The organism is Pseudomonas sp. 22085, from assembly GCF_052045815.1.
Lineage (GTDB): Bacteria > Pseudomonadota > Gammaproteobacteria > Pseudomonadales > Pseudomonadaceae > Aquipseudomonas > Aquipseudomonas glycinae.
Genome location: NZ_JBQEQA010000020.1, coordinates 16,250 through 37,969 on the forward strand (window position 1 = coordinate 16,250; position 21,720 = coordinate 37,969).

Here is a 21,720-nt window from a genome sequence, read left to right on the forward strand (position 1 = left end):
TCGCTCCCACAGAGTTCCAGTCAAACAAAAGCCCCGCCTGATCAAATCAGGCGGGGCTTTTTTCGTTACCGCGTAACGCTTAGTTCGAGCTGACAGCCGAACGTGGCATCACTGGCTGGTTGTCGTTGGAAATGGTCACTTCCACCCGACGGTTCATGGCACGGCCCGACACGCTGCCGTTATCCGCAACCGGGTATTCCTTGCCATAGCCCTGCACCACGATGCGCGAAGGGTCTACACCCATCTTGATCAGCGCAACCTGCACCGAGGTCGCGCGACGCTCGGACAGCGACTGGTTGTAGCTCGCCGAGCCGGTGCTGTCGGTATAGCCTTCGACGATCACTTTGCGATCCGGGTTTTCCTGGAGGAACTGCGCCAGTTTGTTGATGTTCACCAGACCGCTGGATTTCAGGTCGGCCTTGTTGGTGGCGAACAGCACGTCACCGAAAGTCACCAGCGTACCGCGATCGGTCTGCTTGGCGTTGAGGCTGTCCTGCAGCTGCTTGATCTGCTGATCGCGGGCATCCAGACGGGCCTGGGCACGTTGGGCGGCGGCGTTCTTCAGGTTGTTTTCAGCGGTGCGCAGGGCGATCGTCTGCTTGGCCACTTCCACGCGCTGGTTGGTCAGATAGGCCAGTTGGTCGACCTTGTGCTGGTCTTCCTTGTCCAGATAAGCCTTGTCGGCTTTGTCCAGGTAATCACTGGCGTCCTTGGTTTCCAGTGCCGCGACTTTGCTCGCCTGCGGGTTGGCCTGCAGGCCGGCGTAGTTGGTGCGTGCCTGTTCCAGATTCGGGTTAGGCGGCGTCGAGCAGGCAGCCAGGGCAACGCTTGCGGCCAGGAGAGCGGGGATCATCAGTTGTTTACGCATAATCGTTCGTCCTTTCTATCGATAAGAGTTTCAGCCTTGCGGTCGGGATGCGCGCTTACTGCACAGTGCGCTGACTTTCCTGACGCAGTTCCTGAACACCTTTCTGGGAATCCTTCACCGCTTGTTCGGCTTTCATCGCCTGAGCCTTGCGTTCGGCGACGCGCGCGTCCCACTCGGCCTGTTCGGCGAGGATGCGGGCTTCGTCATACTTTTTGTCGTGCATGGCGATTTCGGCTTGTTTGAGCTTGTCCTGTGCCTGCTTCATTTCCACGGCGGCAAACTCGGTACCGCCGGCGCTGACCGCGCTGTTGACCGCCGATTGAGTCACGGCGTACTGCTCGGTCGGTGGATTGCCGGCGCAGCCGGCCAGTACGAAGCTGGTGCCGATGGCCAGAGCGGCCAGTTTCAGACCGCGCAGGTGGGAGAACGAGGTTTGGGTCTTCATGGTCTTCAACTCCATTGGTTAACTCCTTGGAAGCTTCGAAATCCATCCTGGTCGAGGAGTGACAACCGTCATGTGTCAGCGCGTTTTGAAACGCTCGTTCCAGGCGTGGTTACCTGTTCCGACCGAAGGCTTTTTTCAAAAGTTCAGAAAAGATGGCTCATCGCCAAAAAAAATTCTGACCGAACGGACAAGGCTCTAAACCGGGAACTTTGGCGGGGGAGAGTGGTACGCGCGGGCGAAAAATGGCGTAAGAGCAGAGGAAAAATACAGACCCTGCGGGAGCTGGCTTGCCAGCGATGAGGCCATCAAATTCAACACATCTGTGACTGAACTGACGCCATCGCGGGCAAGTCCACGCCCACCGTTTTGAGGTGTTCCGGAATCAGTGTTTTTGCTTGCCGGCAGCGGCCGACAGATCGTGCAGATGACGCCGCGACAGGGCGAGAAAACGCGGCGTCGGGCCGACATCCTCATACAGCGGATCGCCTTCCTCGTCGGTGGCGACCACGGTCGAACCTTTCACATACGGCAGGCTCGCTTCGAACTCTTCGAGGGCGGCGCCGATCAGCTCGCCGAGCAGTTCTTCGGCGTGGCGTTTGGGGTACATCTCGGCGATTGCCGCCAGCCGAGCGGCAGCTTCCACATCCAGATGAATCGTGTAGCCGGTATCGGTCAGGCGACCCTTGGCGGTTTCTTCCCAATGCTGGGCGAGTTCACGGATTTTCATAAGAACCTCATGTCGCACCTGCTCATGGCAGGTCTTGGTGAGTGTCCGGCGTCTGCCGGCGGCAAGCCGTTGTGCGGCTTACTCTTGAGACTAGCTGCAACCCTCAAGGTTTAAAGTCCCTTCGTCGTCTGCTTGTAAGAAGCGTCCCAGAGCGGCACTCTCTGTTCATCCACTCACTTGCGATCCGTCACCGATTACTGCTGGAGAGATGCTGATGACCGATATTGATGCACGCTTGCGCGAAGACGTTCACCTGCTCGGTGAGCTGTTGGGCAACACCATCCGTGACCAGTACGGCGAGGCGTTTCTCGACAAGATCGAGCAGATCCGCAAGGGCGCCAAGGCTGATCGGCGCGGCTCGATGGACGCCGAACTCAGCGCCAGCCTCAATCAATTGAGCGAAGACGAACTATTGCCGGTGGCGCGGGCCTTCAACCAGTTTCTCAACCTGGCGAACATCGCCGAGCAGTACCAGCTCATCCATCGCCGCGAAGAGACCCAGGCCGCGCCGTTCGAGTCTCGCGTGTTGCCGGAACTGCTCGCCCGTTTGCGCAACGAAGGGCACAGCGCCGAATCCCTGGCCCGGCAACTGGCGCGGCTGGAAATCGAACTGGTGCTTACCGCGCACCCGACCGAAGTGGCTCGGCGCACGCTGATCCAGAAGTACGACGCGATCGCCGCGCAACTGGCGGCCCAGGATCACCGTGACCTGACCACGGCCGAACGCGAACAGATCCACATCACCCTGCAACGTTTGATCGCCGAAGCCTGGCACACCGAAGAAATCCGCCGCACCCGGCCGACTCCGGTGGACGAGGCCAAGTGGGGTTTTGCGGTAATCGAACACTCGCTGTGGCAGGCGATTCCCAACCATATGCGCAAGGCTGATCAGGCGCTGTTCGCCGCCACCGGTTTGCGCTTGCCGCTGGAAGCTGCGCCGATCCGCTTCGCTTCGTGGATGGGCGGCGACCGTGACGGCAACCCGAACGTGACCGCTGCCGTGACCCGCGAAGTGCTGTTGCTGGCGCGCTGGATGGCGGCGGACCTCTACCTGCGTGATGTCGATCACCTCGCCGCCGAACTGTCGATGCAGCAGGCCAGCGACGCGCTCAAGGCCCGGGCCGGCGACAGTGCCGAGCCGTATCGGGCGGTGCTCAAGCAATTGCGTGAACGCCTGCGCGCCACGCGCAACTGGGCCCATGCATCGCTGACCGCGACCACGCCGGCCCCGGCCGATGTGCTGCACAACAACCGCGACCTGCTCGATCCGCTGGAGCTGTGTTTCAACTCGCTGCACGAGTGCGGCATGGGCGTGATCGCCGACGGGCCGTTGCTCGATTGCCTGCGCCGGGCCGTGACCTTCGGCCTGTTTCTGGTGCGCCTCGATGTGCGTCAGGATTCGTCCCGTCACAGCGCGGCCATGACCGAAATCACCGATTACCTCGGCCTCGGCAAATACGAAGAGTGGGACGAAGAACAGCGCATCAGCTTCCTGACTCGCGAACTGCAAAACCGTCGCCCGCTGCTGCCGGCGCATTTCAAACCCTCGGCCGATACCGCCGAAGTGCTCGCCACCTGCAAGGAAGTCGCCGCCGCGCCGGGCGCTTCGCTGGGCTCCTACGTGATCTCCATGGCCGGTGCCGCTTCCGATGTGCTGGCGGTGCAATTGCTGCTCAAGGAGTCCGGCGTACTGCGGCCGATGCGCGTGGTGCCGCTGTTCGAAACCCTCGCCGACCTCGACAACGCCGGCCCGGTGATCGAGCGCCTGTTGCTGCTGCCGGGTTATCGCGCGCGGCTGCAAGGCCCGCAGGAAGTGATGATCGGCTATTCCGACTCGGCCAAGGACGCCGGCACCACTGCGGCAGCCTGGGCGCAGTACCGGGCGCAGGAGCGGCTGGTGGAAATCTGTCGTGAGCAGCAAGTCGAACTGCTGCTGTTTCACGGTCGCGGTGGCACCGTGGGCCGTGGCGGCGGCCCGGCGCACGCGGCGATTCTGTCGCAGCCGCCGGGTTCGGTGGCCGGACGTTTCCGCACCACCGAGCAGGGGGAAATGATTCGATTCAAATTCGGCCTGCCGGACATCGCCGAGCAAAACCTCAATCTGTATCTGGCCGCCGTGCTCGAAGCGACCCTGTTGCCTCCGCCGCCACCAACCCCCGAATGGCGGCATCTGATGGACGAGCTGGCCGCTGACGGCGTCGCGGCCTACCGTGCGGTGGTGCGGGAAAATCCGCAATTCGTCGAGTATTTCCGCCAGTCGACCCCCGAGCAGGAGTTGGGGCGTTTGCCATTGGGCAGCCGTCCGGCCAAGCGCCGTGCCGGTGGCATCGAAAGTCTGCGGGCGATTCCGTGGATCTTCGGCTGGACCCAGACCCGACTGATGCTGCCGGCCTGGCTCGGCTGGGAAACCGCGTTGAGCAAGGCGCTGGAGCGCGGCGAAGGTGAATTGCTGGGCCAGATGCGTGAGCAGTGGCCGTTCTTCCGCACGCGCATCGACATGCTGGAGATGGTGCTGGCCAAGGCCGACGCCGACATTGCGCAGTCCTACGACGAACGATTGGTGGCGCCGGACTTGCTGCCTTTGGGTGTGCACTTACGCGACCTATTGTCGCAGGCGTGTTCCGTCGTCCTCGGCCTGACCGGCCAGTCGCAGCTACTGGCACATAGCCCGGACACCCTGGAATTCATCCGCCTGCGCAACACCTACCTCGACCCGCTGCATCTATTGCAGGCCGAGTTGCTGGCGCGTTCGCGACAACAGAATGTCGAGCAGGGCAGCCCGGTGGAACAGGCGCTGCTGGTGTCTGTGGCGGGGATTGCCGCCGGTTTGCGAAATACCGGCTAAGGTTTTCTGCGTGGGGCGGGGCACCCGGGGCGAGCCTCGGGTGCCGTTTATTGGCCGTGGGAAAAATGCGGTCAGGCGACAGTTAATGATGGGGTTGCGACTTGGGGAACCGCGTCGCAAGGTCGCGGCGGGCGCCGGTTTCTCCGACTTTTGGCGTCTTGTGTGGGCGCAGCCTGCTGTGTATCTTGATCAGCCTTTGGCCGTTTGGGCGGCCACGACCCGTTTTATGAGATTGGCCCCACGAGGCGAATCCGTTGTTTTTTATATAAAAAATTGAGGAGCACATCGATGCGCGTCATTCTGCTGGGAGCTCCCGGGGCCGGTAAAGGTACTCAGGCTAAGTTCATCACCGAGAAATTCGGCATTCCGCAAATTTCCACCGGCGACATGCTGCGTGCTGCGGTCAAGGCCGGCACCGAGCTGGGCATCAAGGCCAAGAGCATCATGGATGCCGGCGGCCTGGTGTCGGATGACCTGATCATCGCGCTGGTCAAGGACCGTATCGCTCAAGCCGATTGCGCCAAGGGTTTCCTGTTCGATGGCTTCCCGCGCACCATTCCTCAGGCTGAAGCGCTGGTGACTGCCGGTGTCGAGCTGGACGCCGTGGTCGAAATCGCCGTTGAAGACGAAGAAATCGTTCAGCGTATCGCCGGTCGTCGCGTTCACGAGGCCAGCGGCCGCGTTTACCACATCGTCTACAACCCGCCGAAACTGGCCGGCAAAGACGACATCACCGGCGAAGAGCTGGTACAGCGCAAGGACGACACCGAAGAAACCGTGCGTCATCGCCTGTCGGTCTACCACTCGCAGACCAAGCCGCTGGTGGAGTTCTACCAGAACCTGTCCGCCAGGAACGGTGGCAAGCCGAAGTACAGCCATATCCCAGGCGTCGGTTCGGTTGAAGCGATCACCGCCAAGGTGCTTGAAGCCCTGAGCTGAAAAACCTGATCCGCTGCATCATCCACGGCCCGCTTGCGGGCCGTAGTTGTTTATACTGGCGCACTTTTTCCCCACCTGATTTACGGACACATCGATGAGCACCTTGCTGGCCCTGGACACCGCGACTGAAGCTTGCTCCGTTGCCTTGCTGCATGACGGCAAGGTCACGAGCCATTACGAGGTGATCCCGCGCCTGCATGCGCAGAAACTGCTGCCGATGATCCAGCAACTGCTGGCCGATGCCGGCACCACCCTGCAAGCGGTGGATGCCATCGCCTTCGGCCGTGGCCCGGGCGCTTTCACCGGCGTGCGGATTGCGATTGGCGTGGTGCAAGGCCTGGCCTTTGCGCTGGATCGCCCGGTATTGCCGGTGTCGAACCTGGCCGTGCTGGCACAGCGGGCTTATCGCGAGCACGGCGTGAGCCAGGTCGCGGCCGCCATCGATGCGCGCATGGATGAGGTGTATTGGGGCTGCTACCGCGAGACGGCCGGGGAGATGCGTCTGGTCGGCGCCGAGGCGGTGCTGCCGCCGGAAGTCGCCGCATTGCCGGACGATGCCTCGGGCGACTGGTTCGGTGCCGGTACTGGCTGGGGTTATGGCGAACGCATCGCTGTAAACCTGAGCGGGTCCGATGCGGGTATGCTGCCCCACGCCGAAGACCTGCTGACCCTGGCGCGCTTTGCCTGGGAGCGCGGCGAAGCGATTCCGGCAGACGACGCCCAGCCGGTTTATCTGCGCGACAAAGTGGCCACCCCGAAAGCCCGCTGAGGCCATTCACCCTGTGGCATTCGCCGCAGGGTCCCACCCGATCTGCCAATCGTCCGTTTCTAACCCCGCGCTTTAAACCTTTTGTCTTTTATGTGTTCTAGTTATCACTCGGCGATTTGCTAAGTCGGTCAGGTGCCGCTAAATTGCCATCATCGATACCGAGCATGACTTTATGCGTATAGACGGCGTTTCCACTCATTCCTACCCCATCAAGCGCAAGCCTCGCAAAGGCAATCCGGCGCTGGATGAGTCCGTCGACGATATCGACGGCGAGCTGGAATTCCCGACCGAAGAGCAACTGGCTGCCCGTGCCGCCAAAGCCACCGCCCAACGCCTGAGCAATCTGCCCGCCCGTCAACAAGACATGATTTATCACCGCGCGATGAAGAAAAGCGTGGCCATGGCCTTGGCCAGCTACCTGAGCACCGCCGGTTTTGTCGATTGGGATGCCGACGTGCTGGGCCTCGATCTGTACATCTGATGGATCTGCCTTACTACCTCGGTTGCCCGTCCTGGAGCGAAAACGCCTGGCGCGAGTACCTGTATCCGGTAGACGCCAAGACCTCCGATTTCCTCGGACTCTATTCGCAAGTGTTCAACGCCGTGGAAGGCAACACGACCTTCTACGCCAGTCCGTCGCCGGCCACCGTGCAGCGCTGGGCCGAGGTGATGCCGGAACACTTTCGCTTCACCGCCAAGTTCCCCGGTGACATCAGCCACAGCGGCGACTTGCGCGATCAACTGACCGCCGCCGAAACCTTCCTCCAGTTGCTCAAGCCGCTCGGTGAGCGTGTCTCGCCAATGTGGCTGCAACTGTCGAAAAGCTTCACGCCACACCGCTTGCCGGAGCTTGCTGCGTTCATCGATGCGCTGGATTGTCCGCTGGCGGTGGAAGTGCGCCACGAACAGTTCTTCGCCAAGGGCGAGAGTGAGCGACTGCTCAATCGGCTGCTGCTGGATCGCGGCGTGGAGCGCATCTGTCTTGATCCCCGCGCACTGTTCAGTTGCCTGTCCACCGAATCGTCGGTGATCCACGCCCAATCGAAAAAGCCCCGCGTACCGACGCGTCCGGCAGCGTTCACTCAATTCCCGCAGGTGCGCTTCATTGGCCATCCGGAGCTGGAGGCCAACGATCCGTTTCTGGTGCCGTGGGTGGCGAAAATCGCCGAGTGGATCGAAGAGGGGCGCACGCCGTACATCTTCCTGCACACCGCCGACAACATTCTGGCGGCGAAGCTGGCGCAACGTTTTCACGCACAACTGATGCAACGTTTGCCTGGCCTGCGACCTTTGCCTGAGCTATACAGAGAACCCGCCGCCGAGCAACTTGGCCTGCTCTGAGGCGGATTTCTTTCCTGCCCAGGAGCCTGCCGATGGACGCCCAAGCCCGTCAACAACAAGCCCGTAAAGCCGAAGCCTTCAAAGCCCTGCACGAACGCCCCGGGATTTTCGTGATTCCCAATCCGTGGGATGCCGGTTCCGCCAGGATGCTCGCCAGTCTCGGCTATCAGGCGCTGGCGACCACCAGCGCCGGCTATGCGTTTTCCCAAGGCAAACCCGATGGCGGCCTGAGTCTCGACGATACCCTGGCCAATGTCCGGGCGATTGTTGCGGCCACCGATCTGCCGGTGGCGGTGGATCTGGAAAACGGTTTCGCCGATGCCCCGGCCGAATCGGCGCAGAGTCTGATCCGCGCCGCCGAGGCGGGCGCTGTGGGCGGCTCGATCGAAGATGCCACCGGCCGGGAAGACTCACCGATCTACTGTTTCGAACACGCGGTGGCGAGGATCGAAGCCGCCGTCGCCGCCGTGCGCAGCTTGCCGTTTCCCTTCACCCTGACGGCCCGTGCGGAAAACTATCTGCACGGCAATCCCGATCTCAACGACACCATCCGCCGTTTGCAGGCCTTTGCCGAAGCCGGCGCCGACGTGCTGTACGCGCCGGGCCTGCGCACCGCCGAAGAAGTCCTGGCGGTGGTGCGCGCGGTGGCGCCGAAACCGGTCAATGTGTTGATGTCCGGCGGCTTGAAACTGACCGTGCAGCAGCTCGAGGAAATGGGCGTGAAGCGGATCAGCACCGGTTCGGCGCTGGCCCTGGCGGCGTTCGGCGAGTTTTTCCGCGCGGCTGAAGAGATCCAGCAGTCCGGCACGTTCACCTTCACCTCCCATTCGATGCCGTACGCCAGGGCCAATCAATTCTTCAAGGGATGAGCATGGGGCGCTGGCTGCTGTTGGCAGGGCTGCTGATCATCGGTGGCAGCCTGATCGGCGTCTGGCGCGGCTGGCTCGATATGCCGCCGCGGTGGAATCCGTGGGCGCCGCTGGACGTGCAGGCGACGCCCAACTGGCTCACAGGCTATAAGTTGATGCGTCTGCGTAGCGATCCGCTCTTGTGCGAGCAGGCATTGGGCAGCTCCGGCCTGCGGGTTTCGCCACAGGCCGACAGCCCCGATGCCAAATGCCCGCTGAAGGGTGCTTTGCGCGTGCAGGGCGGCGGGGTGGGGCTCAGCAGCAGCTTTCTCGCCAGTTGCCCGTTGGCCGTGGCGTTCGCGATGTTCGAGCGTCATACGCTGCAACCGGCGGCGCAGCGGGCCTACGGTCAGTCGGTGGCGCGTGTCGATCACCTCGGCAGCTTCGCCTGCCGCAACGTCTACAACCGCGAGAACGGCGCGCTCAGTCGCCACGCCAGCGCCGATGCGCTGGACATTGCCGGCTTCCGTCTGGCGGATGGTCGCGCGATCAGCGTACTCAAAGACTGGCCGAAGCAAAATCAGGACGCGCAGTTTCTACGTCAGGTGCGCGATGGTGCCTGCGAGGCGTTCAGTGTGGTGTTGAGTCCGGATTACAACGCCGCCCATCGCAACCACTTTCATGTCGATGTCGGACGCTGGAGCGTGTGTCGCTGAGAAATCAGGCGGCGATGCGCAGGTTCTGCTGAACGATCGGGCGCACCCAGCCGTTATCGAAGTCCAGGGCTTTCTGCTGCTCGACGATTTCTTCCGGCGGGAACGGCGGGTAAGGCTGCAGCAGATCCAGATCGAATTCGGCAATCGGCAGGTACAGCGGTTTTTTCTGCGGGGCAGGGCCCGGCTCCGGAATCGGCTGACCGTTGTTGATCACGATCGGGCGAACCCAGCTGCTGTCGAATTCCTGCTGTTTTTGCTGAGTCTTGATGGCTTCCGGCGGGAATGGAGGGTACGGCTCGGCCAGTGTCATGTCGATTTCGGCGATCGGCAGGAACAGCGGCTCCGGCGGACGCACCTGGGTTTCCACCACATCGCATTCGCGCTGGCTGATGATGTGCGCGTGCAGTTCACTGCCGACGGTCGGTTCTTCAGGGCTTTCCAGATCAACCGGCGGGAAAGTGCCGCAGGCCGGCACCACATCACTCGATTGTTCGGCCAGCGCCTGGGCAAAGAAATCCTGCCACAGGTGGCTGACGCCGCCCAATGCTTGAGTGTTATGACGGCTGAAGTCGCCTGTGGGCGAAAGGTAGCCAATCGATGTGGGAAGAATGCCTGACATTTTTTTCGGTTGACGCTCAGCTCTGGCAAAATGCGCGTTGATTGGGTTATCGGCGGTTTTTGCCGATCCTTAACTTTTTTGAGCGTGTTTTCCATGATTGAGCAACCCGCGGCCTGCCGCATCCATGTCGAGGCCCTCGGCCCGACGTTCGAAGCGCAGGCCGAGCAGTGGGCGCAGCGCCTGAACCTGCCGTTGCAGGTGGCTGACGGCGAGTTTGCCCTGCAGGTCGGCGAGCAGGGTTTGCAGTTGCAACAACTGGGGCCAGATGCGCCGGGCCCGGTGCGGGTCGACTTCGTCGAGGGTGGTGCGGCCCATCGCCGGTTGTACGGCGGCGGCAGTGGTCAGATGATCGCCAAGGCCGTCGGCATCGCCCAGGGCGTACGTCCTCGGGTGCTGGATGCGACGGCGGGGCTCGGGAAAGACGCGTTCGTGCTGGCCAGTCTTGGTTGCGAGATGAGCCTGATCGAGCGTCAGCCGCTGATCGGCGCCTTGCTGGAGGATGGTCTGGCCCGTGCGGCGGAAGACTTCGAGGTGGCGCTGATCGTGGCGCGGATGAAGCTGCTCAAGGGCAACTCCATCGAGGTGATGCGCAATTGGGAGGGCGAGCCGCCGCAGGTGATCTACCTCGACCCGATGTTCCCGCATCGTGAGAAAACCGCACTGGTGAAGAAGGAAATGCGCCTGTTCCGCCCGCTGGTGGGCGATGATCCGGATGCACCGGCCTTGCTGGAAGCGGCGTTGGCACTGGCCACCCACCGGGTGGTGGTCAAGCGCCCGCGCAAGGCGCCGTGCATCGAAGGGCCGAAACCGGGTCATGCGCTGGATGGCAAATCCAGCCGTTACGACATCTACCCGAAGAAAGCGCTCAAGACCTGAGACCTGGTCGTCCCCAATCGCTGGCAATCCAGCTCCCACAGGTTCAGTAGTGTGCACACAATCAGTGATCACACTTCGATCCCTGTGGGAGCTGGCTTGCCAGCGATAGCGTCAGGACAGACACCGCAGAAACTAGGGTCGAAAGGCCCGCATGAACAGCCCGACCACTTCCTGCACATGACTTTCCGCCGCCTCGCCGGTCAGCGGCTCACCGCAGCCGTACAACAGGCGGAAATTCCCGGCGCCCTTGATCAGGCAAAAGAAGTGCTCGGCGGCGTTGTGCGGGTTGTCGATGCTCAGCACGCCGGTTTCGTGAATCCGCCGCAGCAATCGTTCCATGCCTTGCACCATGCGCTGGGGGCCGGCCTCGAAGAAGATCAGCGACAGGTTGGGATCCTGACTGCCCAGCGCCATGATCAGGCGATGCAGGTTCACCGATTCCTCACTGTTGATGAGGTGGTGAAAGCCTCGCGCAATGTTCAGCAACACATTTTCCACCGCAATGCCGTCCGGCAATTCGAAGAACAGTGGCGGCAATTGCTCCTCGCATTTGGCCACCACGGCGGCAGAGAACAGCGTCTCCTTGTCGTTGAAATGGCTGTACACCGTCAGCTTTGACACCCCGGCCTCGGCGGCCACCGCGTCCATGCTGGTGTTGGCATAGCCATGACTCAGAAAGAGGATTTTCGCCGCCTCGAGAATCGCCTGACGTTTGGCCGGATCCTTCGGTCGGCCGGGGCCGTTTGGAGTGGACAGATTGTTCGACATTCTTCGCTTTTAATACTGGACTGGTGAGTTTGCTATTAATAACATACCGGCCAGTATAATTATTCCAAGCCTCCTTAGCGAAAGGTCCTTCACCATGTTCCGCCATGCGTTGTCCTTTGCGGTGCCAGTCAGTCTGGCGTTTTTATTGTCGGCATGTGGCAAGGAAGAGGTGACGCCAGTCAGCGTGCGACCGGCCATGGTGGTGCAGCCAGAGCCTTCGGCGCAGGCGATGGAAAGTTATCCGGGCGAGGTTCGCGCCCGCTACGAACCGGATCTGGCGTTCCGCATCGGCGGCAAAGTCAGCCGACGACTGGTCGAGGAAGGCCAGCGCGTGAAAGCCGATCAACCGCTCGCCGAACTCGATCCGCAGGATGTGCGCCTGCAACTGGAAGCCACCCGGGCCCAGGTCGCGGCCGCCGAAGCCAACCTGAACCTGGTACGCGCCGAACGTGACCGCTACAAGACCCTGATGGAACGGCAGATGGTCAGCCGCTCGGCCTACGACAATGCCGAAAATCTCTACCGCTCCGGCGAAGCCCGCCTCAAACAGATCAAAGCCGAATTCAACGTCTCGACCAATCAGGCCAGTTACGCCGTGCTGCGCGCACCGCAGGATGGTGTGGTGGCCAAGCGTTCGGTGGAAGTCGGCCAAGTGGTCGCCGCCGGCCAGACCGTTTTCACCCTCGCCACTGATGGCGAACGGGAAGTGCTGATCAGCCTGCCGGAGCAGAGCTTCGGTCGCTTCAAGGTCGGCCAGCCGGTGTCGGTAGAGCTGTGGACGCAACAGAACCAGCGCTTCGCCGGGCAGATCCGCGAGCTGTCGCCGGCCGCCGATCCGAAATCCCGCACCTTTGCCGCACGCATTTCATTCACCTCCGGCAAAGTCCCTGCGGAACTGGGTCAGAGCGCCCGGGTCTTCGTGCAGACTGCCGATGTCATCCCGCTGTCGGTGCCGCTCTCGGCACTGACGGCCGAAAACGGCGCGACCTACGTCTGGGTCGTCAGCGCCAACAACACCCTGAAAAAGACTCCGGTGCGCACCGGCCCGTTCGGTGAGAAAACCGTGCCGGTGCTCGAAGGCCTGAATGCAAGCGACTGGGTGGTCGCCGCCGGCGTTCACGTTCTGCTGGAAGGGCAGCAGGTGCGTCCGGTGGATCGCTCCAACCGCGTGGTCAATCTGGCGGACAAGGAGTAATCCCCGATGGGTTTCAATCTTTCCGCCTGGGCGCTGCGTAATCGCCAGATCGTACTGTTCCTGATGCTTTTGCTGGCGATCGTCGGTGCGTTGTCCTACACCAAGCTCGGCCAGAGCGAAGACCCTCCATTCACCTTCAAGGCGATGGTCATCCAGACCCGCTGGCCCGGCGCAACGGCGCAGGAAGTCTCGCGTCAGGTCACCGAGCGCATCGAAAAAAAACTGATGGAAACCGGTGAGTACGAACGCATCGTTTCGTTCTCGCGCCCCGGTGAATCCCAGGTCACGTTCATTGCCCGCGACTCGATGCATTCGGTGGAGATTCCGGATCTCTGGTATCAGGTGCGCAAGAAGGTCAGCGACATTCGCCAGACGTTGCCGCCGGGGATCCAGGGGCCGTTTTTCAACGATGAGTTCGGCACCACTTTCGGAAATATCTATGCGCTGACCGGCGACGGTTTCGACTACGCGGTGCTCAAGGATTACGCTGACCGTATCCAGATTCAGCTGCAGCGGGTCAAGGATGTGGGCAAGGTTGACTTGCTTGGTTTGCAGGACGAGAAGGTCTGGGTCGAACTGTCCAACGTCAAACTCGCCACCCTCGGCTTGCCGCTGGCGGCGGTGCAGCAGGCGCTGGAAGAACAGAACGCTGTGTCCACCGCCGGCTTCTTTGAAACCGGCAGCGAGCGTTTGCAGCTGCGGGTGTCGGGGAATTTTCAGACAGTCGACGAGATCAAGAACTTCCCGATCCGCGTCGGTGATCGTACGTTCCGCATCTCCGATGTCGCTGACGTGCGGCGCGGTTTCAATGATCCTCCGGCGCCGCGCATGCGCTTTATGGGCGAAGACGCCATCGGTCTTGCGGTGGCAATGAAGGACGGCGGCGACATTCTGGTGCTGGGCAAGGCTCTGGAAATCGAATTCGCCCGGATCCAGAAAAACCTGCCGGCCGGCATGCAGTTGCGCAAGGTCTCCGACCAGCCCGCCGCCGTGAAAACCGGTGTCGGCGAGTTCGTCCAGGTGCTGGTCGAGGCACTGGCCATCGTGTTGCTGGTGAGTTTCTTCTCCCTCGGCGTACGCACCGGCATGGTGGTGGCGCTGACCATTCCGCTGGTGCTGGCGATGACCTTCGCCTGCATGTATTACTTCGGCATCGGCCTGCACAAAATCTCCCTCGGCGCGCTGGTGCTGGCGCTGGGTTTGCTGGTGGACGACGCGATCATCGCCGTGGAAATGATGGCGATCAAAATGGAGCAGGGCTTCGACCGGATCAAGGCTGCCAGTTATGCATGGACCAGCACCGCGTTCCCGATGCTCACCGGTACGCTGATCACCGCCGCCGGTTTCCTGCCGATTGCCACGGCGCAGTCCGGCACCGGCGAATACACCCGCTCGATCTTCCAGGTGGTGACCATCGCGTTGCTCGCATCCTGGGTGGCCGCCGTGGTGTTCGTGCCGTATCTAGGGGAAAAACTCCTGCCGGATCTGGCGAAAATTCACGCGGCCAAACACGGTACGGCTGACGGCCAGACCGACCCCTACGGCACGCCGTTCTACCAACGGGTGCGGCGTCTGGTGGAGTGGTGCGTGCGTCGGCGCAAAACCGTGATCGTGCTCACCGTGCTGCTGTTCGTGGCGTCGGTGGCGTTGTTCCGGTTCGTGCCGCAGCAGTTCTTCCCGGCTTCCGGCCGTCTGGAGTTGATGGTCGATCTGAAACTCGCCGAGGGCGCCTCGCTGGCCAATACCACGGGTGAGGTCAAACGCCTGGAAGCGATGCTCAAGGATCACGCTGGCATCGATAACTACGTCGCTTACGTCGGCACCGGTTCGCCACGTTTCTACCTGCCGCTGGATCAACAACTGCCGGCGGCGAGCTTCGCCCAGTTCGTCGTGCTGGCGAAAACCATCGAGGAACGCGAAGCGCTGCGCACGTGGCTGATCGACACGTTGAACGAGCAGTTCCCGGCTCTGCGTTCGCGGGTCACGCGCCTGGAGAACGGTCCTCCGGTTGGCTATCCGGTGCAGTTCCGTGTCACCGGCGAGCACATCGAGGAAGTCCGTGCTTTGGCGCGGAAGGTGGCGGCCAAGGTTCGCGAGAACCCGCATGTGGTCAACGTGCATCTGGACTGGGAAGAGCCGAGCAAGGTCGTGTACCTGAACATTGATCAGGATCGCGCCCGGGCCCTGGGAGTGAGCACGGCGAATCTGGCGAAATTCCTCCAGAGTTCGCTGACCGGATCCAGCGTCAGCCAGTACCGCGAGGACAACGAACTGATCGAAATCCTCCTGCGTGGCACCGTGCACGAGCGCACCGAACTGTCGTTGCTGCCGAGCCTGGCGGTGCCGACCGACAACGGTCGCAGCGTCGCGCTGTCGCAGATTGCCACGCTGGAATATGGCTTCGAGGAAGGCATCATCTGGCATCGCAATCGCCTGCCGAACGTGACCGTGCGCGCGGACATTTACGGCAAGGAGCAACCGGCGACGCTGGTGAAGCAGATCCTGCCGACGCTTGATCCGATCCGGGCCGAGTTGCCGGACGGTTATCTGCTGGATGTCGGCGGTACGGTGGAGGATTCGGAGCGTGGGCAGAAGTCGGTGAACGCCGGAGTGCCGATGTTCATTGTCGTGGTGCTGACGTTGCTGATGGTGCAGTTGCGCAGTTTTTCGCGCACGGCGATGGTGTTTCTGACCGCGCCGCTGGGGTTGATCGGGGTGACGCTGTTTCTGTTGGTGTTCCGTCAGCCGTTCGGGTTTGTGGCGATGCTCGGGACGATCGCGCTGTCGGGGATGATCATGCGTAACTCGGTGATTCTGGTGGATCAGATCGAGCAGGACATCGCCGCCGGGCTCAAGCCGTGGCAGGCGATTATCGAGGCGACCGTGCGGCGGTTTCGGCCGATTGTGCTGACGGCGCTGGCAGCGGTGCTGGCGATGATTCCGCTTTCTCGCAGTGTGTTTTTCGGGCCGATGGCGGTGGCGATCATGGGCGGGTTGATTGTTGCTACTGCTCTGACGCTTTTGTTTTTGCCGGCGTTGTATGCGGCCTGGTTCAGGGTGCGTAAGGAGTCCTGAAACCTTGTGAGCGTGGCGGCCTTTGGGCCGGCCAGGCTCTTGGGGTTTTGGGTGAGTATCCGTTTCTTTGGGTGTTGCGGCTGGCGGTTCCGCTCTTACAGCGGCTCACTTTTTCAAACGCCAAAAAGTAAGCAAAAGGCTTGGCCCCGGCGTTCGGCCCCTCGCTGGGGCTCGGGGTTCCTTCGCTCCGGGATTCATCCGGGGGCATCGCCTCCGGTTTGCTTCGCTGCACCTCCTCTCGATGTGTTCGACTTCGTCGAACGGCGCTTCGCGCCTACCCCCGGATGAATCCCTCCACTCAGCCGGCCGAAGGGGCCGGCACGTCAAGAGCGGTACTCGAGCTAACGCTCATTGTGGTTTACGCCTTTATTTGCTCGTTGTAGGAGGGGGTGTTCTCTCCTACATGTTTTTCAGACGCCTCCGATATTGAGTCGCTGTGTTGGCGGTGCTGTACTCGAGGCTGTTTTTCAGCCTTGGTTGAGCAGCGTTGATGAAGAAACCGCCGGTATTGAAGGGTCGGGCCGATCCAGTCTTTGAGTTGTTGATGCGCGCGCCTCACAAGCAGCGTCTGGCGGACTATCTTGCGTTGCTCAAGCCGCTGGATGATCACGGGCGGTATCTGCCTTTTGAGGATTTGCGGTATCGCTGGGCCAGCGGGCTGGATTCGCGTTTGTGTTGGGCGTTGGTCAAGAAGGCGCGGGCCGCTCAGTACATTCATCTTCTGCCTTTGGGGGAGCCGGCGCAGTGGGGAAAGTTTGTGCCGACGCCAACCGCGCAGAAGGCCCTTTCAGTGGTTGATCGGCAAACCACCACGGCGTCGCTGGAGTACATGACCAGCCAGATAGGCGAGCGGGCGCATTTCAGTTATTTGCTTAACGATTTGATCGAGGATGAGGCGATCAGCAGCAGTCAGCTGGAAGGCGCCGCGACCACTACCCGTGTTGCCAAGGACATGCTCAAGCAACGGCGCCAGCCCCGGACGCCGGATGAGCGGATGGTCATGGGTAATTTCCGGATGATGAATTTCGCCTGGGAAAAACGTTACGAGCCTTTGAGCGTGGAGTTGATTGCGTCGATGCATCGGGTCGGTGTCGAGGGTATTGATGACGAGCAGTACGACCCCGGGCTTTTCAGGACCAACGATGAAGTGGTGGTGCAGGACGGCGAAGGGAATACCGTCCACTCGCCACCGCCTGCCGCCGGATTAGTGAGGCGACTGGATTTGCTCTCGCAGTGGGTCAATCAACCACAGGGTTCACCTCGGCAAAAAAACTACCTGCATCCGCTGATCAAGGCGATCACGCTGCACTTTGCCCTGGGCTATGAACATCCCTTTCGCGATGGCAACGGGCGGGTCGCCAGGGCGCTGTTTTACTGGCTCATGTTCAAGCACGAGTTTTCGGCATTCCGCTATATCGCGATCAGTCTTTTACTGCGCAACGCGCCGGTAAAGTACGGGCGGTCGTATTTGCACAGCGAGGCTGATGAGCTCGACCTGACGTACTTCATCGAGTTTCAGTGTTCGGTGATTTTGCGGGCGGTGGAGGGTTTTACCGACGTGTACCGCAAGAGTGTGGCGTACAGCGAAGGCTTCGAGCGCTGGCTGAACTGTTCGGGCTTTTTTGATCGGCTGACAGAGCGGCAGCGGGCGATTTATCAGGTGGCCAGGAGCGGGGTGGCGAAGGAGTTCACTGCGGGGAACGTCAAGGAGCATCTTGGTTGTGCCTACAACACAGCGGTGTTGACGTTGAGCGGGTTGGTTGAGCTGCAGGTTTTCGAGAAGAAGAAAATGGGACGCGAGTGGGTGTACTTTTTACGTGTGTCTGCTGGCGACGGATTGAACAACGGGAGTGAGAAAACTCACTCCCGTGTGGTGACGGTTTAGAGCGTACCGAACACTTTTTTCGCCAGACTCGTCGCCGCAGCGGCCGGATTCTTGCGGATGGTTTCTTCCTGTTTGCCGATCATTTCGAACAGGCCGTTGAGCGCTTGTTCGGTGACGTAGCTTTCGATGTTGGCGCTTTTCGCATCGACCACGCCGAAGGTCGCGGCCTGGCCGGCGAAGGCGTTGTATTTCTGGGCTACGCCGACCTTGTCGGTTGCCTGTTTGACGATCGGCAGGAACTTGGTGCGGATCTGTTCGCGGCTGGATTTGTCCAGGTATTGGGTGGCGGAGTCGTTGCCGCCGCTGAGGATGCCTTTGGCGTCTTCCACGCTCATTTTCTTCACGGCGTCGACCAGGATCGGCTGGGCCTGGGTGACGGCGGTTTCCGCAGCCTTGTTCATGGCTGTTTCCAGCTCCTCGACCTGGGCGCCCATGCCGAATGCTTTCATCTTGCCGGCGACTTTGCCGAGTTTGCCCGGCAGTTCGATTTTCACGTCCGGGTTGTTGCTGAAGCCACCCGGGGTGCCGAGTTGTTTGACGGCCAGTTGCGCGCCTTGGGTCAGGGCATCCTTGAGACCGCCGGTGGCGTCGCCTTGCGACAGGTCGCTGAGGGACAGGGCCAGTGCGTTGGCGGAGATCATCAGGCCCGCGCACAGGCCGGCGAAGCGAAGGGTAGGGCGGAGCATGGCGGCTTCCTTGTTGGGAGAGATTCAGCGGGCGGCGTCGACGCGGATCTTCAGTGGCTGCGGATCCTTGCCATCGAGCTGCACGGCATGGTTTTCGGTGGTGATGAACATCAGCTCGCCGTTGACTTCAATGCGTGCGCTGACCGAGTAGCGGTGGCCGGGTTTGACCTGGGCCGGATCGTAGCTCAAGTGGAACGGCAGCGGCACCTGGCCTTTGACCGGGCCTTTCTGTTCGTCGAGTACCACGGCCGGAGCGTCGGCCAGCGAAACGTCCTGCAGGCTCACGCTCAAGGTCGCACTGGGCGGCAGGGCGATGCGTTGCAGATAGAACACTTCGCCGTCGAGGCTGACCTTGCCGGCCGGAGAGGTCGACTGGCAGGCGCTGAGCAGGGCGGCGGCGGCCAGCACAGAAAGTTTTTTCATCGCAGATCTCCGTATCGACGGCGCCAGAAGAAGCCAGGCGCCTGTAGGAATTTAGTCGCTTTGCACAGCGGGGGCGACCTGATCGGCCGCATCTTCGCTGCGATGCAGGGCTACCTGACGGATCGACAGGCGAATCTCCGCCGGCAACACCCGTTTGGCTGCGCCTTCGGCCAGTTCGCCGAGCAGTTCGTGATAGCTCAGCTTGCCGGCTTCATCGCGACGCAGCACGTCGAGGTCGAGCAGGGTCTGGATGAAGTGGCGGAACAGGCTCTTGTCGAAGAATTCCGGCGCGTTCAGGCCATGCAGGATCGACAGGCGCTGGGCCATGACCGTGCACAAGTCTTCCAGTTCTTCGGCGCTGATGCTGTTCTGGCCGCTGTTGAGCAGCAGGGAAACCGTCATGTAGAAGCGTTGCAGGGTCTGGGCGATGCTCTTCGACAGCAATGTCAGCAGCACAAAATGCCGCGAGCTTGGCGCCGGGCGCAGGTAGACGTCTTTTTCGAAGCGCAGCAGGCCTTGTTCGACGAACGCTTGGAGCCACTGATCGATCACCGCATCCAGTTCGTCCAGGGGCCAGCGGATGAACAGTTCCGATTGCAGGTACGGATACAGTGCGCGGGTATAGCGCAGGATCTGTTCGCGGCTCATGCGCGAGGTGCTCTGGAAGAAACTCGCCAGCAGCGCCGGCAGGGCGAAGATGTGCAGCACGTTGTTGCGGTAGTAGGTCATCAGGACGGCGTTCTGCTCGTCCAGATACAGAATCTTGCCCAGCGCATCGTTCTGCTCGGACAGCAGATCCATGTCCTTCACGTGTTCGATCAGCGCCCGGCCATCGCCTTCCGGCAAGGTGGTGTGCGGCGAGTACGGGACTTTGCGCAGCAATGCCAGATACAGATCCAGCACCCGCGCCATGGCCCGATCGTCGAGTGCAAGGCGGGTGGTCGACAGTAGCGCCAGCGCCACCAGGTTGACCGGGTTGATCGCCGCCGCTTCGTTCAGATGCTGCGCGACTTTCTCGCCGAGGCGGTTAGTGGTTTCGTTGAGCCAGGCCGGCTTGTACTGCGGGCCGAGTTCCTGCTGGCGCCACCCTGGTTGTTCGCTGTCGAGGAATTCCGCGAGTTTGATCGGCTCGCCGAAGTTCACCGCCACCTGGCCAAAGCGCTGCTTGAGCGCGCCGATGACTTTGAAGATGTCGAAGATCGATTCTTTCTTCTTGCTCGCGCCACGCAGTTCGCCGAGGTAGGTCCGGCCTTCAAGCACGCGCTCGTAACCGATGTACACCGGCACGAACACGATCGGCATCCGCGACGAACGCAGGAAACTGCGCAGGGTGATCGCCAGCATCCCGGTTTTCGGTTGCAGCATGCGCCCGGTACGCGAGCGACCGCCTTCGACGAAGTACTCGACCGGGAAACCTGTGGTGAACAGGGTGTGCAGGTACTCGTTGAACACCGAGGTGTACAGCGGATTGCCCTTGAACGTGCGGCGCATGAAGAACGCACCGCCGCGACGCAGCAGGCTGCCGATCACCGGCATGTTCAGGTTGATCCCTGCGGCGATGTGCGGCGGGGTCAGGCCGTTGCGGAACAGCAGGTACGACAGCAGCAGGTAGTCGATGTGGCTGCGGTGGCACGGTACGTAGATCACTTCGTGACCCTGGGCGACCTTCTGCACGCCTTCGATGTGGTTGACCTTGATCCCGTCGTAGATCTTGTTCCAGAACCAGCTCAGTACCACTTCCAGAAAACGGATCGCGGTGTAGGTGTAGTCCGAGGCGATCTCGTTGCCATAGCGCAGGGCCTGGGCCTTGGCTTTTTCCGGGGAGATGTTTTCGCGCTCGGCTTCGTCGAGGATCGCTTGCTTGACCAGCGGCTGGTTGAGCAGGCCTTTGACCAGGTTGCGGCGGTGGGAAATGTCCGGGCCGATAACCGCAGCCTTGAGGTTGCGGAAGTGCACCCGCAGGATTCGCTGGGCCATGCGCACGGTGCGTTCGTGGCCCTTGTTGTGTTCGATCAGCTCGCGCAGGTGGATCGGTGCGGAGAATTGCACACGAGTCTTGCGTCCCAGAATCATGATGCTCAGCAGACGACGCAGACGCCCGGTGACGGCCCAGCTGTCGGCGAACAGCAGTTTCCACGGGCTGTTCTCGCTGTCCGGCGACTGGCCCCAGAACACGCTGACCGGAATGATCTGTGCATCTTCGGCAGCGTTCTGGCTCAGGGCGCTTACCAGGCGGGTCAGGGTCGGCGGCGCGCCGCGCTTGTCCTGGCGGCCGAGCCAGTCCGGGTCCGGCGTCAGGTAGAAAAACGCCGCCGGTTCGATCAGCGAACCCACGGACACCGGCAGCACCGGGCGCGGCAGGCCGGCCTTGGTGCACTCGGTGTCGACCACCGCCAGATCGGTCAGCGATGGGTTTTGCAGGACGTAGAACACCGGACGACTGCGGTCGAGGTTGAGGGTGAACGACGACTGGTTGATCGTCTCGGAGCGAACCCAGAGATACAACAGTCGGCGCAAGGTGCCAAACACAAGACGGCGGAACGGGGAACGGGTCATACGGCTTCTGCGTGAGTGGATAAACCGAGCGTTTGCTCGGGAGGGCAGGGGGCGTTCTTCATGAGTTTTCGTGCCGCGCCGTGCCTGCTGTTGTGCAGGGCAAGGCGCGAGAAGCGTGGTTTGGTCGTTCCAAACAAGC

General features: G+C 61.6%; 19 protein-coding genes. 11 read left to right on the plus strand and 8 right to left on the minus strand.

Translation table 11 applies throughout. The annotated features are described in order from the left end of the window. Nucleotides 1-79: 79 nt before the first annotated feature. From ACTJK7_RS22465 to ACTJK7_RS22475, 3 genes are all read right to left on the minus strand, one after another. Nucleotides 80-868 carry an OmpA family protein gene (locus tag ACTJK7_RS22465; protein ID WP_064378961.1) on the minus strand — a complete coding sequence of 263 codons (789 nt, stop codon included), beginning with the start codon at nucleotides 866-868 and terminating at the stop codon, nucleotides 80-82. Between the two features lie 55 nt (nucleotides 869-923). After that, complete coding sequence (locus ACTJK7_RS22470; protein WP_064378962.1) at nucleotides 924-1,328, minus strand: DUF4398 domain-containing protein; 405 nt, start codon at nucleotides 1,326-1,328, stop codon at nucleotides 924-926. 367 nt (nucleotides 1,329-1,695) lie between these two features. Further along, nucleotides 1,696-2,040 carry a hypothetical protein gene (locus ACTJK7_RS22475; protein ID WP_011332654.1) on the minus strand — a complete coding sequence of 115 codons (345 nt, stop codon included), beginning with the start codon at nucleotides 2,038-2,040 and terminating at the stop codon, nucleotides 1,696-1,698. A 214-nt stretch (nucleotides 2,041-2,254) separates the two neighbouring features. Between ACTJK7_RS22475 and ppc the strand changes: the two genes are divergently transcribed. The 7 genes from ppc to ACTJK7_RS22510 all read left to right on the plus strand — a co-directional run bounded on the left by ppc (nucleotide 2,255) and on the right by ACTJK7_RS22510 (nucleotide 9,498). Continuing rightward, nucleotides 2,255-4,885 (plus strand): phosphoenolpyruvate carboxylase, encoded by a 2,631-nt coding sequence (gene ppc / locus ACTJK7_RS22480; RefSeq protein WP_440781030.1) that lies wholly within the window; start codon nucleotides 2,255-2,257, stop codon nucleotides 4,883-4,885. A gap of 288 nt (nucleotides 4,886-5,173) precedes the next feature. Next, nucleotides 5,174-5,824 carry an adenylate kinase gene (adk, locus tag ACTJK7_RS22485; protein WP_064378963.1) on the plus strand — a complete coding sequence of 217 codons (651 nt, stop codon included), beginning with the start codon at nucleotides 5,174-5,176 and terminating at the stop codon, nucleotides 5,822-5,824. A gap of 94 nt (nucleotides 5,825-5,918) precedes the next feature. Further along, nucleotides 5,919-6,593 carry a tRNA (adenosine(37)-N6)-threonylcarbamoyltransferase complex dimerization subunit type 1 TsaB gene (tsaB, locus tag ACTJK7_RS22490; protein WP_007954718.1) on the plus strand — a complete coding sequence of 225 codons (675 nt, stop codon included), beginning with the start codon at nucleotides 5,919-5,921 and terminating at the stop codon, nucleotides 6,591-6,593. A gap of 172 nt (nucleotides 6,594-6,765) precedes the next feature. Beyond that, the gene (locus tag ACTJK7_RS22495; RefSeq protein WP_007954720.1) at nucleotides 6,766-7,074 is read left to right on the plus strand and encodes a hypothetical protein; all 309 of its coding nucleotides are present in this window, start codon (nucleotides 6,766-6,768) and stop codon (nucleotides 7,072-7,074) included. Next, on the plus strand, nucleotides 7,074-7,934 hold the full coding sequence (locus ACTJK7_RS22500) for a DUF72 domain-containing protein (protein WP_039769627.1): 861 nt from the start codon (nucleotides 7,074-7,076) through the stop codon (nucleotides 7,932-7,934). Before ACTJK7_RS22495 ends, ACTJK7_RS22500 begins: the two co-directional genes overlap by 1 nt. A gap of 32 nt (nucleotides 7,935-7,966) precedes the next feature. After that, entirely contained in the window at nucleotides 7,967-8,803 is an 837-nt protein-coding gene (locus ACTJK7_RS22505; RefSeq protein ID WP_108559784.1) for an isocitrate lyase/PEP mutase family protein, read from the plus strand. Between the two features lie 2 nt (nucleotides 8,804-8,805). Next, nucleotides 8,806-9,498, plus strand: coding sequence for an extensin-like domain-containing protein (locus ACTJK7_RS22510; protein WP_108559786.1), 693 nt, complete (start codon nucleotides 8,806-8,808; stop codon nucleotides 9,496-9,498). Between the two features lie 4 nt (nucleotides 9,499-9,502). On the opposite strand, the gene ACTJK7_RS22515 is transcribed toward ACTJK7_RS22510, so the two are convergent. Continuing rightward, complete coding sequence (locus tag ACTJK7_RS22515; RefSeq protein WP_108559788.1) at nucleotides 9,503-10,117, minus strand: energy transducer TonB; 615 nt, start codon at nucleotides 10,115-10,117, stop codon at nucleotides 9,503-9,505. 93 nt (nucleotides 10,118-10,210) lie between these two features. Here ACTJK7_RS22515 and ACTJK7_RS22520 point away from each other — a divergent pair, with 93 nt between their 5' ends. Then, a complete protein-coding gene (locus ACTJK7_RS22520; RefSeq protein WP_440781028.1) occupies nucleotides 10,211-10,993 on the plus strand; it encodes a class I SAM-dependent methyltransferase in 783 nt (260 codons plus the stop codon). A gap of 132 nt (nucleotides 10,994-11,125) precedes the next feature. Here ACTJK7_RS22520 and ACTJK7_RS22525 read toward each other — a convergent pair whose 3' ends face one another. After that, the gene (locus tag ACTJK7_RS22525) at nucleotides 11,126-11,761 is read right to left on the minus strand and encodes a TetR/AcrR family transcriptional regulator (protein WP_085655613.1); all 636 of its coding nucleotides are present in this window, start codon (nucleotides 11,759-11,761) and stop codon (nucleotides 11,126-11,128) included. Between the two features lie 94 nt (nucleotides 11,762-11,855). Here ACTJK7_RS22525 and ACTJK7_RS22530 point away from each other — a divergent pair, with 94 nt between their 5' ends. The 3 genes from ACTJK7_RS22530 to ACTJK7_RS22540 all read left to right on the plus strand — a co-directional run bounded on the left by ACTJK7_RS22530 (nucleotide 11,856) and on the right by ACTJK7_RS22540 (nucleotide 17,916). Further along, nucleotides 11,856-12,956: an efflux RND transporter periplasmic adaptor subunit gene (locus ACTJK7_RS22530; protein ID WP_108559792.1), complete on the plus strand. Its 1,101-nt coding sequence runs from the start codon at nucleotides 11,856-11,858 to the stop codon at nucleotides 12,954-12,956. A gap of 6 nt (nucleotides 12,957-12,962) precedes the next feature. Then, entirely contained in the window at nucleotides 12,963-16,031 is a 3,069-nt protein-coding gene (locus ACTJK7_RS22535) for an efflux RND transporter permease subunit (protein WP_440781026.1), read from the plus strand. A gap of 490 nt (nucleotides 16,032-16,521) precedes the next feature. Continuing rightward, entirely contained in the window at nucleotides 16,522-17,916 is a 1,395-nt protein-coding gene (locus ACTJK7_RS22540; RefSeq protein WP_108559796.1) for a Fic family protein, read from the plus strand. Here ACTJK7_RS22540 and ACTJK7_RS22545 read toward each other — a convergent pair. From ACTJK7_RS22545 to plsB, 3 genes are read right to left on the minus strand one after another with little or no spacing between them, the layout of a single operon-like run. After that, complete coding sequence (locus ACTJK7_RS22545; protein ID WP_011332665.1) at nucleotides 17,913-18,602, minus strand: DUF4197 domain-containing protein; 690 nt, start codon at nucleotides 18,600-18,602, stop codon at nucleotides 17,913-17,915. The two genes, ACTJK7_RS22540 and ACTJK7_RS22545, sit on opposite strands and share 4 nt — an antisense overlap. Before the next feature lie 24 nt (nucleotides 18,603-18,626). Then, nucleotides 18,627-19,025 carry a YbaY family lipoprotein gene (locus ACTJK7_RS22550; protein WP_108559800.1) on the minus strand — a complete coding sequence of 133 codons (399 nt, stop codon included), beginning with the start codon at nucleotides 19,023-19,025 and terminating at the stop codon, nucleotides 18,627-18,629. A 51-nt stretch (nucleotides 19,026-19,076) separates the two neighbouring features. Then, complete coding sequence (gene plsB / locus ACTJK7_RS22555; RefSeq protein WP_108559802.1) at nucleotides 19,077-21,581, minus strand: glycerol-3-phosphate 1-O-acyltransferase PlsB; 2,505 nt, start codon at nucleotides 21,579-21,581, stop codon at nucleotides 19,077-19,079. Between the last annotated feature and the right edge of the window lie 139 nt (nucleotides 21,582-21,720).